The sequence below is a fragment of the Microcoleus sp. D3_18_C2 genome (assembly GCF_036702395.1).
GTDB lineage: Bacteria > Cyanobacteriota > Cyanobacteriia > Cyanobacteriales > Microcoleaceae > Microcoleus.
The window spans coordinates 1-11,854 of record NZ_JAUBTG010000092.1 but is presented as its reverse complement, the minus strand read 5'-3'; the positions used below and the strand labels follow the sequence as shown (position 1 = coordinate 11,854).

Below are 11,854 nucleotides of genomic sequence, written 5' to 3'. Positions count from 1 at the left end.
TACTTAAATGGCTTAATTGGTAGACCGCCAAAAACTGCACAAGTATAAATACTTATTGCAAAAGTGACATGCTCCCCATAAAGATTAGGATTTTGATTAGGTAGGAGGTTAAATGTCCGATCGACTTTTAGAAGAACTTTCCGAAGTTGACTCTCAAGAGTTTGGCGAGATATTGGAAACGCCAAGGGAACAGGGCAGACTTAATAATACCAAAAAAAATTCCCTACAACCCACTGAAATTTCGCAAAATTTGCCCGATTCTCCAGATACATTTCCAGAAGATGCAGTAGAAGAAAAGTTGAAATTAGATGGGAGTAAGCTAAATGAAAAGGAGTTTTGGGGTAAGGATTCAGGTCAAAAAAACTTCAGTGTCAAAAGCTGGTAAAATAAACGAATGAAAAAGCCCGCAGCCACCAGAGAGCAGAAAAAAACCGAAATCCAGCAGTTGAGCCAAGCTGAACTGGTGGAAATGGTACTGGGGCTGCAAAAAATTATTGAAGAATTACAAGAAAAACTAGCCATTGCTACGGGGAAAAGTCGAACCACCAGTCAGACTTCATCAAAGCCCCCATCAACGGATCTGATCCAAAAATCAGAGAAACCAACAGTCCAACCAGAAGCAGACCAAAAAAAGAAACCAGGTGGACAACCAGGTCATCCCGGGAAAACCCGAAAAGGGTTTGCACGAGTAGACAGAACCGAAATTAGCTCACCCGACATCTGTCTCAATTGTGGCAGTAAAGAATTAAGTGAAGTAATTAACATTCATAGACAGCAAGTAGCAAGTCTAGTAGCAAAACCAATCGAAGTTGTTGAATATCAAACACAATCGTGTAAATGCCTCGAATGTGGTGCAGTAGTTAGAGGAGAACCACCCCGGGGAATAGTTCCAGGACAAGACTTGAGCGTTAATCTCCAAGCGCTCTTAGTCTGGCTTGGCAATTATGGACATCTTTCCTACGCCAAGCTGACTGAATTGTTGTGGGAACTCGGCAGGATAGAAGTGTCCGTAGGAACACTCCAAAAAACCAATCAACGAGTAGCAGCAGCAGTCAAACCAGCGCTCAAAGCACTGTGGGAATGGGCACCTCTTCAATCAAATGTTCATGTAGATGAAACACCGTGGTGTGTCATGGGAGTCAAAGAATGGCTATGGACGGCTAGTGGAGAAGGATTCTGTTTATTTCATGCGGCAGATACCAGGGGGCGCGTGGAATTGGAAACCATGCTGGGCAAAGAGTTTGCTGGAGTCTTAAGCTCAGATGATTTCAGCGTTTATAATGGCGGGAACATCGCAGCCCAACAGAAGTGTCTGGCTCATTTACGACGGCATTTCAAGAAGGTGCTGGGACTTCCCGGCAACAATAATGCAGCAGTCGCTCAAATATTTCTGTCATTAATTGATGAAGCTTTTAGAGCCCATGAGTCCTGGCGAAACACGAAGGATAAACTCACCTACGACTCCTGGGCAACTGATTTCAAAATACGATTGAATAAAGCCCTTGCCACTTGGTTGAACCAAGTTGGTTATGCCGCAGGTCTGTTACTAAAATCCTTACGGGATAAGGCAGAACAATGGTGGTATTTTCTCACTGACCCCTCGGTTCCTCCGGATAATAATTTAGCAGAACGTTCCCTACGCCTAGCTGTAACGAAACGGAAAGTGTCTGGTGGCTCTCGTTCGATGAAGCGATTTGAGGAAACTGCTAATCTGCTGAGTGTGATTCAAACCTGTCGTTTTCAAGCTCGTTCAGTAATGGCTTTTTTCCGTGAGGCTATGAATGCCCATTCTTGTGACTACTTTCCTATGCCTGACCTCATTCCCGAATTTCAGACCTGAATCCTTACGTTTTGGGAACTCATAGACGATGATTCGAGGGAAAGAGAAGCTCTGAACAGAGAGCCTTTATCTGCCCCTCCCATGTACGAGAGAGATACTGAGTCACTAATCAGCCAGGTACTCAAGGGCAAAGACTCTAAATTTCGCTCTCATGTCATTCAGACAGCTTACCGATACGGTCTCAATAAAAATGACCCGCTTTTTATCGTATTGCTGGCTACAGGTCAACTCGAACTGCTGTTAGAAAAAAAACCACAAGAGATTGACCAGTTTTTCAAGAATTGGCAATCTCAATGGCAAGGTGATTTGAAAGATTCTCAAGCTGTTATTTCTCAAGAACTGGAACAAGTTCGCCAGCTTACTGAAAATTGGGAAAAAGAAAGCAGGGAGTTTTTAGAACGGCAGGGAAAAGCGGCTGTTAAGGTGCAACATCGCCACATTTCCAACTCAGTTTCCACCCTAGTGCGACAAGCAGCTTTAGAGAAAGTTGCTCACGATATTTGGTCGGTGATTTTTGGGAGCGGGGTAGTGTTAGGGGCAATGGCGATCGGCGCTTTTATCGGGTTAGCTGTGCCCCGGTTCATTCCACCGCCTGAACTCGACCCAAAAGGGCCGCGCCAGCTCACTTTAGAACAAGCCGTAGCGCTCGAATGGGGGCTGAGCAAAGAGGGTCAGTTTGCTCGCAAGAACGCGGATACAATTCAGTGGGCAACAAGCAATGAAGGAAAATATGCTCGCCAATTTATGAGCTGGAATCAAGCTTTGTTGAGCGAGAAAGGTGGCAAAAAACTGTGTGAAACTGAGATAAATCGATTGGGGGTGACGCTGACAGTAGAGGGTAAACCTGCACAAAAAGGATTTTGTACTTTGTGGATTCGCTCCCCTCAAGAACGAGAGTTTGTTCCTTGAGGGCAAATACTAAAATTGAGGATGGGATGTAAAGAAGTTAGCTTAACAGGAGAAATCTATGATTGCCAATTTGAACAATCAGCCGTTATCGAACCACAATCAGAAGCAAGTACAGTCGCAAATATCGGGTGTTTTAGTTGCACTAAACGACCCATTCGATGAGATGGTTTGGGATTACTGTTTGAGTCAAACATACCCAATATCGGAACAGATTAAGATTGTACTGAGTGCTTTCTGGGGGCCGTTTGCTGCCAAAAATGCTAGCAAGTCTCCCGAGCGAGTGCGAGCGGTAGCTTGTTATTCACTGCAACAATTAGCAGCTCAACAAAAATTGATTGACTCAGTGTTTGAACTGTCAAGTGAATCCACTAAAATTTCCGAAGTTATTGCTGTTCTCAAAAGGAAGAATAGTTGTGAGGCACTCAATCAAGCTTGTGTCTGTTCTCAATCTGTTCTAAATACTGCAATTCGGTGGGAGTAAGAGCCGTTGTTCTTTCTAACAAGTTGAGGATTTATATCTCAAAAGGATATAGATTTCCTAATTGGTGAAGTCGGTCAGTGCGATCGCAAATTTCTTGAAGTCCGGGTTGATTGTCTAGCGGTACAGCAGTGAGAGCCGAGTGTTTGAAGGTGTACAAGTGCATAGTAACGGTGGGGATGTGTCGCATCCACACAGTTGCCGTTTTCTCGCCGACTGACTGAATGCGGCCTAACCTGCCGTTAACATCTTCGCGATCTGGCGCGTACACCTCTACTAAGGAACCAATTTTGAGCGTCAGGTGGTGGGCGATGGCAGGTTGCTTTTCAGGTTTTACCGAACGACATTGCCCCTGTAAAGTTTTGGCAACTTGAGCCGGACGACTACGAGCATCATTTGCCAGTATAATTGGTATATTGCCAACATCTTAGCTAAAAACATCATCGATTGGCTTATAAACAACTATGCCAACTTCAACGATCAATGTTCAACTCAAAGAAATTATTGCCCAAATTCGCCAGGGATTAGAAAATCTTTATGGCGAACAGTTAATCCGAATCATTCTCTATGGTTCCCAAGCCAGAGGCGATGCTAGACCGGACTCCGATATTGATATATTAATCCTTCTCAAACAACCCTTCAATTACTCCCAAGAAAGCGAGCGTATTTCTGTTTTGATTGCCGATATATGCTTAGAACATACCGTCGTGATTAGCTGTATGTTTGCCACACTTCAGAAGTACCAAGAGTATGAAAGCGGTTTCTTTCGCAATATCCGTCGCGAAGGAGTCCCAATATGAACCCAGAGCAACAAAGGTTACTTGATAAAGCTGATAGAACTTTGCAGGCTGCACGGGTTTTATGTGAGCAAGGCTTTTTTGATTCTGCCGCTTCCCGCGCTTATTATGTGATGTTTTACATAGTCACTGCATTTTTAGAGTCAGAGAAATTATCTTATTCTCGCCACTCCGCTGTCATCGCCGGTTTCGGTCAAAAATTTGCTCGTTCGGGCCGCGTTCCGGTGCAGTTCCATCGTTACCTAATAGATGCCCAAAAAACTCGATTAGAAGCTGACTATAACGCTGATATACAAATCTCACAAACAGACGCAGTGCAAACAATAGATCGGGCAGAAGAAATGCTCAACTTTGCTTTGGCAAATATTGATTCTATTCCTCCATCCTCTCCTTGATTGAGTAGATAGCCTGCTTTCCACTCCTGCACCCGCCAACTAAAGAAACCGGGTTTTTCAGCAGATTCAACACTGCGATTCAGTATTTTCGTAAAAAACCCGGTTTCTGGGCCTCCCTCTTTGAGTCCTATATATTAACTTTTATTATAAAAACTCCGATTTTGCGTAAAAATACCCCGCGAAATCCCAATACACAATGGAAGGCTTTCACCTTCGGAGCAAATTCACTCCCCAAAAACTATGACAGCCACAACTATGCCGATCGCCCCTATCGCCCCTTACAGCCACCGTCTAGCCACCGCAACCGACGCAAAGGATCTCGCCCCTCTCTGGCAAGCATTCGCTGCTGAACGCGAATCGATCGACCCCTCAATGCTAGTCAAACCTAACTTTGAATTTGAAAAATACGTCATCAATTAAATCAAAAAACCCCTTTCTTTCTGCTGGTTATTAGAACACAGCGACAGCATCATCGGTTGTCTATTTATCTACTATTACGACGAAGCCCCGCCTGCAAATCTCCCCGAATATTTGATTCAGCAACACCATGAGGCACTCAATCAAGTTTGTGTCTATCCTCAATCTGTTCTAAATACTGCAATTCGGTGGGAGTAAGAACCGTTGCTCTTTCTAACAAGTTCAGAATTTCGACTTCAAACGGGTCTAGATTTCCTAATTGGTGAAGTCGGCCAGTGCGATCGCAAATTTCTTGAAGTCCGGGTTGATTGTCTAGCGGTACAGCAGTGAGAGCCGAGTGCTTGAAGGTGTATGACTGCATAGTAACGGTGGGGATGTGTCGCATCCACACAGTGGCCGTTTTCTCGCCCACTGACTGAATGCGGCCTAACCTGCCGTTAACATCTTCGCGATCTGGCGCGTACACTTCTACTAACGAACCAATTTTGAGCGTCAGGTGATGAGCGATGGTAGGTTCACCTTCAGGCTTTACTTTTTGGTCGCGCCCCTGTAAAGTTTTGGCAACCTTAGCCGGACGGCTGCGAGCATCAATCGCCAAAGCGATGACCTGCTTCTTGGTCATCCCCGCAGAGCGATTCAGTATTTTCCACTTCATATCCTCTCCTCCAATAGAACTCAGGGTGTCTACTGCTTTAGCAAACTGAGCGTCTCTGCGAATTGTTTTTGGGGATGCCTTGAACTGTGCCCCCAACTTTGTCTCTGTTTTCAAGTGGTCAAAATGACCACTTGATTTTCTGTCTCCGCCGCGGGACTGTTTGGTGAGTTCGTACCAAGTGCCGCGCAAATAGCTGACTGACTCAGACGTGAGATTGCGACGGCCCAGTTGATTGAGGAGCATCCAAACTTTGACGGTGTTAGGGCTGTCGAAAGACATCTCTACAGTTTGGTAGGGGATGCCGTGCGCCGTACAAATAGCATAGCGGTTGTGACCGTCGATGAGAATTTTTTCCTCAGCCCAAACCACCAAAGGGTCCCGACACCCTTTCTCTTGAATGCTGGCTTCTAAGGTAGCAAACTCGCTCGCACTCAAAGGAGGGATGAGCGTTTGGAAATCTGGGTCAATCCGCAGGGAGTCTGCAACAGTGTGGTGGTGCTTTCGGGTTGAGCCTCGCAAAACTACTAAAGGTTGACGCTGCTCGCTGCCCGGTGTCTCCTGAGTTGGGTGCATTTCCTAGTGCCTCCTGAGATAAGTCAACCCCTGACTTGCCAGCCCCAAAGCCAGACACCAGATTGAAGAAGTTGACTCGTATAGGTTGATTCCATATTACCTATAGTATCACGGAAAACGGCTCGTAATGTGGGATAATAAAGAAAAAAGTCGAAAGGATAATGTTGCAAAATGCCCCCAAGCAAAGGAACGCAGCTCCACCCCAACTCTCTAGCTAATTTAAAGTTAGGCGGAGGCGAACCTCGATATGAGGAGCCAAAAAAGCAAAGGAACATTCAGGTAACATCTGCAGGGTGGGAAGGTTTTCGCGCTATTGCTAGAGAGCGCGGATTGAGTTTGAGCGAGTTGATCGAACAGATTGGCAGGCGCAAGATTACTTTGACTGACGCCGAGGAACAAAGTCGCAAACAACCCACAGCCAATCTTTCAGGTATGGCGAGGCTTTGAATAAAGACGTACATTGCCGTCGGATGAGGAATAAACACAATGGTTCAATCACCTCCAAAACTTATAACTGTTGATGAATTTATTACAAACTACGGCGACAGCGATTGCTACGAACTGATTGATGGTGAATTAACCGAAATGGAACCAACAGGGCCCCACGAACAAGTATCCGGGTTTTTGGGACGAAAACTAAATGTAGAAATTGACCGCCTGGATCTACCCTACCTTATCCCTCCTCGCTGTCTCATCAAACTATTAGGAACAGCAACAGCCTTTCGCCCCGATGTGCTTGTATTAGACCAAACTCGACTAATTAATGAACCTTTGTGGCAACAAGAACCTGTAATTACATCAGGTTCTTCTATTAAACTGATTGCTGAAGTTGTTAGTACCAACTGGCAGAACGATTACGCTCGCAAAGTTGAAGATTACGCCATACTAGGAGTGCCTGAGTATTGGATTGTTGACTATTTGGGCATTGGTGGCAGAGAATATATTGGCAAGCCCAAACAGCCGACAGTTACTATTTGTACGCTGCGAGAAGACGAGTATCAAAAACAGTTGTTTCAAAATGACGATCGGCTTATTTCCTCAATCTTTCCCGACTTGCAATTAACAGCGCAACAAATCTTCGCTGCCGGCAGATATGCTGCTATGTAGCTTATATCCAGGTAACGTCGGTAGGATGGAGAGAATTCGTGCGATCACAATTGAACGGGGATTGAGTCTCAACGAGTTGAGCGAACAGATTGGCAAGGGTCTGATTCCCCTTGGCGCTGAAGAAAGTAACTAATAGCTTGGTCAGGAAAAGGAGGGTGCATTCAAAAAAACTTTCTATCAAATCGTTACCATAAGTTGTTTTGAAATAAAAGACTAATTGGCTTGTTGATTCCCCGAGGGTGCTAACTAACTTTCAAAATTTGCTCAATTAGGGAGACAACTTGCTGCGGTCGATGCTCAAAGTGCTTCTTAATTTGAAATTTTAACGAATCGGCTGGCACATCTTTTTTGTTGAGTTTAATGCGAATATGCTCACTTCGTGGGAGAGTGGAATTGAGCGCTCGAATAACGGTGCGGCATTGTCGAAGAGTCAGGCTATCGACTTGAATGAAGGGTAGATTAAATGTGTCGGTATCGAGTTGAATATTAGAAGCAAATTCGGCTTTAAGTTGTAGCGAAGAGGTGAGGCGCTGTTCTTCTGTGGGTTCTGGAGTTGCTGCCGATTCTGCAACAGCAGGACAGGAAGCAATTTCATTGAGAAAAGGCACAAAATCTGGGGCAAGTTCTGCTGAGAGTTTTTCAGAATGATTCATCCGCTTCGATGCTAACAGCGTAGCGAGATAGTGAACAATTAAGCCACCGTAACCAAAAATTACCACAGTTTCAATTGTGAGGGTAAGAAAATGCTGAATAGGTTCGTACATGATTATAATTTGCAAGTGGAACATCTCTCAAACGCGCTCGCGTTTAATATCAAAGCTTTTTAACAAAAACAGTCATTTAATTTATTGCCAAACGGTTTTACGCTGACTTATTGACCAACCTACATTCTCGGATAAAACCAATTAACCATAACTTACGGTTTGTAACTGTGTTGCAAAGGTTTGAGATTATTCGCATTACTTGCGGAAGCTTTCCTACGCTCGATGGTAAACTCCGTCAAGGGTTCAGAATGACATAATCAAGTTATTAGTCCATAAGTGCTATTAACTAAATCCTTGTGAGAATGCGATCATAAATGTCGCAAATCGAACTGATGCGGTGGGTGGGCGGGCAAATAAAATCCTGCTCCAAGCAGGATTTTATCCCCTTTATCGGGGGTCGTCATTGATTACTTGACAAAATCATCAATCTCTTCATTATCGTCAGTTGCCTTTTTCTTATGAGAAGCTTTGACTGCCGATTCGATATAACGGAAGTGCAAGTCAATCACTGCTTGCTCAGATGAAAGCCAGTAAACGTTGCTCAAGATTTCTTCAAGCATCTCGTCAGCCGAGTAGCCTTCATATTGCTTGTTAAACCAAGTATTGAACGCTTCCCAGTCAAGAGCTTTACCTTTCTGTAACTGTCGTTGTTTGGCACGTCCCGTTAACTCGCGGGCAACGTGCAAAAACATCTCGAAGCGCTGTTCTTCAAGAGTTTCTGCAAATTGCTTTTGCATCGGAGTTGGAGCGGATTTGCGATTAGCCATGATTAACCCTCAAGCGTGTTTTTTTTCACAACTAAAGCGACGGCAGTCTGCTAATTACAATTAATTCAAAAAATTTAGTGGGTGGGTGAGTGGGTAAAATTAAATTCACAACCAAGGTCAAAATTTCCTTGATTGTGAATTTGTTGGGTATGCTTCCCAGAGCGTCCTGATTCGGACGGTGGCGACAATCATTACCCAGAATCGCGATTCGTGGAAAAGGCCTCGATAGAGGCAAAAAAATGCTCTGCTTTTTCAGCAGAGCTTTCTAGTCAAACTTTAGCAATTATTCGTCGTCTTCCTCAAATTCTTCGTCTTCGTCTAAACTAAAATCATCCTCCTCATCGTCATCATCCTCATCCTCATCCTCATCGCCTTCTTCGTCTTCGTCATCCTCATCAATTTCATCGAGTATGTCATCAATTTCATCATCTTCATCATCGAGTTCGTCGTCCTCATCGAGTTCTTCAGTATCTTCTTCTGAGGATTTAGCTAACTCGTTGCGACGCTTTAAGCTTTGAGCATTGAACTCCATTAAATCGGCAATGGCAGCTTGCGGGTTGTCAGCAATTGTATCGTAAAGTTGGCTCATCGCTAAGGCAACAACTTCGACACCATACTTGAGTTCCTCGGGCCGGCCAACTAGCTTGGGAAACACAGTATTGTTCCACTCTTGCCAGTCGAACTTTTTACCATTGCCATTACCGTTGCGCTTATTCAACTGAGCTTGAATATCCAATCCCAGTTTTTCGCGAATTGCGTGGCCAACCTTTGTCGAAATACGGCTATCGCGACGCTGAATTGTCACACCGTACTTCTTATGAATTGTATTGCGAATCTGTTTGACTAGCTCGACAGCAAGTTGCTCGGAGCTGAGGTTAAGTTGAGGTTTTGATTTAGCTCCATTGTTACTGCCGACTGTTTGACTGTTCTGTTTTTCGGGCGGTTTAGATTTAGCAGGCACTGGTGACTGAGAGCGATTTGGAGTGGCTGCTGTTTGTTTTTTAGTTGTGGCCATGATTGACAATTTAACTTACATAACATCAATTTATGAGTGCCGTTAGGCACAATTACCCCCTCCAGTTGAGGGGGAGAATTTCGCTCATTAGCAGGAAGTTAAATTTTAATTACATTAGTTAAATTTTATGTTAAATCTCCTGTAAGTAGTGGTGTATAACGCATGAAGATTTCCAATAACTGGTCTAACTTAAGAGTTATTCAAACTCCCATTATTGCCCTCGAATATTACAGTGCCGATCGCCAAACAATCTTGTCATCATTTCATCAGTACGCTAATGAGTGTTGTTTACCTGTTTATTATTGGAATCCGGGCTATGCAACTCTTCAACAGGTGCAGTCAACTCTTCAACAGGTGCAGTCAACTCTTCAACAGGTGCAGTGTTTCGATAAACATCTCCCAAATTTAGGTTTTCACTCAAACATGACAAGCGTTTCAGATGCTTTTTCAGAGATGTATAATAGTGAATGCGTCCTCTGCAAAACTGAGCTATCTGTCGAAAGCGATGTCCTGCAATTTCTGCTGGAAAATGACTGCCCCGGTATCTTTTTGTTAGAGGATATTTTGGAATCAGAGAGTAGCGAACAGCCTCTTATCCGCCGTTATTCTCAATTGGCTAACGCATTCTTTGAACTGAAAGGGCGTTGGGCCCACCAATATTGGGTACTGCTGGGTGAGTACATCCAACTGCCATCAAAGCTAAGTCCATTAATTCCTCTACTCAAATGTCCGTTACCCGATCGTTTTGAAGTCGAAGTTCTTGTAGATAATTTTTGCGATCGCAATTGTTCCCTTGATTTTGGTTCAGATGCGGTAGCTGCTAAAAAACGGCTGGCTGTTTCTAGTCTAGGGCTGCCACAGGCTGAAATTGAATTAGTGTTAGATCGATCGCTCTCTGTGACCGCTTCAGTTGTCCAAATCGCACAGTTGGTATTAGAGCATAAAATATCGCAACTTCGAGACCAGGGGTTGGAGTTCATTGCTTCTCCAGACGTGCCTCATGCTGGCGGTTTAGATTTATTAGACGCTTATTTGAGCGAAGTCGTAAAGCTGTCAGAAGCTGATGCCAAGAAATATCACCTCAGACCCCCCAAAGGAATGCTGCTGTGGGGGCCGCCGGGGACGGGCAAAAGTTTGAGTGCAAAGCTAGCTGCTAAGAAATTAGGTTATGCGCTTTTAGCAGCAAGTTGGGGCAATATTCTAGGTTCTTCTAATCCCGATCGCGCTCTCAACAAAATGCTGGATACAGCCGATAATTTGGGCGGCTGCGTGTTGTTCTTTGACGATTTTGACAAGGGTTTTTCTGGCTGGGCATCAAATGCTGATGGCGGTGTAGCTAGGCGGCTGTCGCAGAAATTGCTCACATGGATGCAGGAGCATGAAAGCCCCGTGTTAATGTTAGCTACTGTTAACCGCTTAGAAATGCTGCCGGCTGAACTTATCCGCAGATTTGACGACGGCGGAATCTGGTTTGTGGATTTGCCGCACAGCGGCGCTCGCTATGAGATTTTCAATTTGCATTTGGCTAAGTATTTCCCAGAGCAGTTTGGGGAAGGAAAAGAGAATCTTTGGAGCGACAGACAGTGGTATTTGCTACTATCTGATTATGCCGGAGCAACGAGTGCTGAAATTGCGATCGCAGTTAAACGCTGTGCCCAGCGAGCTTATTGTGAAGGGCGACCTGGTAAAATTGAATTGGCCGATCTGCGTTATCAGAGAACTCAGTTTGTGCTATCGTCTGAGCGTTCTTCTGAAGATATCCAGGGGATTCGCAACAAAGCGTCCTTTGCTCGGCCTGCTTCTGGGAGGGATGGGTCTAAATTTGCGGCGGCAGAGCAAGAATTATTCGAGTATCGGCCACCTGCTTACGAGAAAAGTTGAGTGTACGATCGACAGCAATAGCAGGGTTTTATTGGGACCGAAAATCAATTCCAAGATTTCTGCCGCATTAGATGGTACGGTGCAAACAAGAGAAGTATTCGCATCTTACTCTTATTACTTCGGACGCATTTATCTCGCTATTGCTTAAAACCATTGTGGGATACAATACATCGGTGTGATAAGCTGTTGTGCCTTTAAATAGGGTATCATAAAAAATGAGTTTAATCAATATATACAAAAATGCCAGCTAAAAACC

At 44.4% G+C, this 11,854-nt stretch carries 15 protein-coding genes; 10 read left to right on the top strand and 5 right to left on the bottom strand.

Features of this window, described 5'->3' with window-relative positions:
* The first annotated feature begins 112 nt into the window (after window positions 1–112).
* The 4 genes from QUA88_RS28180 to QUA88_RS28165 all read left to right on the top strand — a co-directional run bounded on the left by QUA88_RS28180 (window position 113) and on the right by QUA88_RS28165 (window position 3,230).
* Window positions 113–385, top strand: coding sequence for a hypothetical protein (locus QUA88_RS28180; RefSeq protein WP_333275029.1), 273 nt, complete (start codon window positions 113–115; stop codon window positions 383–385).
* 9 nt (window positions 386–394) lie between these two features.
* Complete coding sequence (gene tnpC, locus QUA88_RS28175) at window positions 395–1,840, top strand: IS66 family transposase (protein WP_333264560.1); 1,446 nt, start codon at window positions 395–397, stop codon at window positions 1,838–1,840.
* Window positions 1,841–1,921: 81 nt separating this feature from the next.
* Window positions 1,922–2,749: a DUF6753 family protein gene (locus tag QUA88_RS28170; protein ID WP_333275026.1), complete on the top strand. Its 828-nt coding sequence runs from the start codon at window positions 1,922–1,924 to the stop codon at window positions 2,747–2,749.
* Between the two features lie 58 nt (window positions 2,750–2,807).
* Entirely contained in the window at window positions 2,808–3,230 is a 423-nt protein-coding gene (locus QUA88_RS28165) for a hypothetical protein (RefSeq protein WP_333058075.1), read from the top strand.
* 31 nt (window positions 3,231–3,261) lie between these two features.
* Here the strand turns inward: QUA88_RS28165 and QUA88_RS28160 are convergent, their stop codons facing one another.
* On the bottom strand, window positions 3,262–3,498 hold the full coding sequence (locus QUA88_RS28160) for a hypothetical protein (RefSeq protein WP_333058076.1): 237 nt from the start codon (window positions 3,496–3,498) through the stop codon (window positions 3,262–3,264).
* A 193-nt stretch (window positions 3,499–3,691) separates the two neighbouring features.
* On the opposite strand from QUA88_RS28160, the gene QUA88_RS28155 reads away from it, so the two are divergent.
* The 3 genes from QUA88_RS28155 to QUA88_RS28145 all read left to right on the top strand — a co-directional run bounded on the left by QUA88_RS28155 (window position 3,692) and on the right by QUA88_RS28145 (window position 4,839).
* Entirely contained in the window at window positions 3,692–4,027 is a 336-nt protein-coding gene (locus QUA88_RS28155; protein WP_015179744.1) for a nucleotidyltransferase domain-containing protein, read from the top strand.
* Entirely contained in the window at window positions 4,024–4,419 is a 396-nt protein-coding gene (locus tag QUA88_RS28150; RefSeq protein WP_015179743.1) for a HEPN domain-containing protein, read from the top strand. Before QUA88_RS28155 ends, QUA88_RS28150 begins: the two co-directional genes overlap by 4 nt.
* Window positions 4,420–4,659: 240 nt before the next feature.
* Complete coding sequence (locus QUA88_RS28145) at window positions 4,660–4,839, top strand: hypothetical protein (RefSeq protein WP_172186618.1); 180 nt, start codon at window positions 4,660–4,662, stop codon at window positions 4,837–4,839.
* A gap of 136 nt (window positions 4,840–4,975) precedes the next feature.
* Here the strand turns inward: QUA88_RS28145 and QUA88_RS28140 are convergent, their stop codons facing one another.
* The gene (locus tag QUA88_RS28140; RefSeq protein ID WP_333275022.1) at window positions 4,976–6,064 is read right to left on the bottom strand and encodes a hypothetical protein; all 1,089 of its coding nucleotides are present in this window, start codon (window positions 6,062–6,064) and stop codon (window positions 4,976–4,978) included.
* 171 nt (window positions 6,065–6,235) lie between these two features.
* Here QUA88_RS28140 and QUA88_RS28135 point away from each other — a divergent pair, with 171 nt between their 5' ends.
* Both QUA88_RS28135 and QUA88_RS28130 read left to right on the top strand, forming a co-directional pair.
* Window positions 6,236–6,511: a hypothetical protein gene (locus tag QUA88_RS28135; RefSeq protein WP_015179741.1), complete on the top strand. Its 276-nt coding sequence runs from the start codon at window positions 6,236–6,238 to the stop codon at window positions 6,509–6,511.
* Between the two features lie 39 nt (window positions 6,512–6,550).
* Window positions 6,551–7,171, top strand: coding sequence for a Uma2 family endonuclease (locus tag QUA88_RS28130; protein WP_333275018.1), 621 nt, complete (start codon window positions 6,551–6,553; stop codon window positions 7,169–7,171).
* A gap of 242 nt (window positions 7,172–7,413) precedes the next feature.
* Here the strand turns inward: QUA88_RS28130 and QUA88_RS28125 are convergent, their stop codons facing one another.
* The 3 genes from QUA88_RS28125 to QUA88_RS28115 form a co-directional block, all read right to left on the bottom strand.
* On the bottom strand, window positions 7,414–7,935 hold the full coding sequence (locus tag QUA88_RS28125; protein WP_333275015.1) for a hypothetical protein: 522 nt from the start codon (window positions 7,933–7,935) through the stop codon (window positions 7,414–7,416).
* A 407-nt stretch (window positions 7,936–8,342) separates the two neighbouring features.
* On the bottom strand, window positions 8,343–8,702 hold the full coding sequence (locus QUA88_RS28120; RefSeq protein ID WP_015179737.1) for a hypothetical protein: 360 nt from the start codon (window positions 8,700–8,702) through the stop codon (window positions 8,343–8,345).
* A gap of 283 nt (window positions 8,703–8,985) precedes the next feature.
* Entirely contained in the window at window positions 8,986–9,717 is a 732-nt protein-coding gene (locus QUA88_RS28115; protein ID WP_333212549.1) for a hypothetical protein, read from the bottom strand.
* Window positions 9,718–9,879: 162 nt separating this feature from the next.
* Here QUA88_RS28115 and QUA88_RS28110 point away from each other — a divergent pair, with 162 nt between their 5' ends.
* On the top strand, window positions 9,880–11,598 hold the full coding sequence (locus QUA88_RS28110) for an ATP-binding protein (RefSeq protein ID WP_333212551.1): 1,719 nt from the start codon (window positions 9,880–9,882) through the stop codon (window positions 11,596–11,598).
* The last annotated feature ends 256 nt before the right edge of the window (window positions 11,599–11,854 follow it).

Excerpts from the sequence above, each read along its gene's own strand:
- QUA88_RS28180 (WP_333275029.1), top strand. The coding sequence starts at position 113 with ATGTCCGATCGACTTTTAGAAGAACTTTCCGAAGTTGACTCTCAAGAG.
- tnpC (WP_333264560.1), top strand. The coding sequence starts at position 395 with ATGAAAAAGCCCGCAGCCACCAGAGAGCAGAAAAAAACCGAAATCCAG.
- QUA88_RS28170 (WP_333275026.1), top strand. The coding sequence starts at position 1,922 with ATGTACGAGAGAGATACTGAGTCACTAATCAGCCAGGTACTCAAGGGC.
- QUA88_RS28165 (WP_333058075.1), top strand. The coding sequence starts at position 2,808 with ATGATTGCCAATTTGAACAATCAGCCGTTATCGAACCACAATCAGAAG.
- QUA88_RS28155 (WP_015179744.1), top strand. The coding sequence starts at position 3,692 with ATGCCAACTTCAACGATCAATGTTCAACTCAAAGAAATTATTGCCCAA.
- QUA88_RS28150 (WP_015179743.1), top strand. The coding sequence starts at position 4,024 with ATGAACCCAGAGCAACAAAGGTTACTTGATAAAGCTGATAGAACTTTG.
- QUA88_RS28145 (WP_172186618.1), top strand. The coding sequence starts at position 4,660 with ATGACAGCCACAACTATGCCGATCGCCCCTATCGCCCCTTACAGCCAC.
- QUA88_RS28140 (WP_333275022.1), bottom strand. The coding sequence starts at position 6,064 with ATGCACCCAACTCAGGAGACACCGGGCAGCGAGCAGCGTCAACCTTTA.
- QUA88_RS28135 (WP_015179741.1), top strand. The coding sequence starts at position 6,236 with ATGCCCCCAAGCAAAGGAACGCAGCTCCACCCCAACTCTCTAGCTAAT.
- QUA88_RS28130 (WP_333275018.1), top strand. The coding sequence starts at position 6,551 with ATGGTTCAATCACCTCCAAAACTTATAACTGTTGATGAATTTATTACA.
- QUA88_RS28125 (WP_333275015.1), bottom strand. The coding sequence starts at position 7,935 with ATGTACGAACCTATTCAGCATTTTCTTACCCTCACAATTGAAACTGTG.
- QUA88_RS28120 (WP_015179737.1), bottom strand. The coding sequence starts at position 8,702 with ATGGCTAATCGCAAATCCGCTCCAACTCCGATGCAAAAGCAATTTGCA.
- QUA88_RS28115 (WP_333212549.1), bottom strand. The coding sequence starts at position 9,717 with ATGGCCACAACTAAAAAACAAACAGCAGCCACTCCAAATCGCTCTCAG.
- QUA88_RS28110 (WP_333212551.1), top strand. The coding sequence starts at position 9,880 with ATGAAGATTTCCAATAACTGGTCTAACTTAAGAGTTATTCAAACTCCC.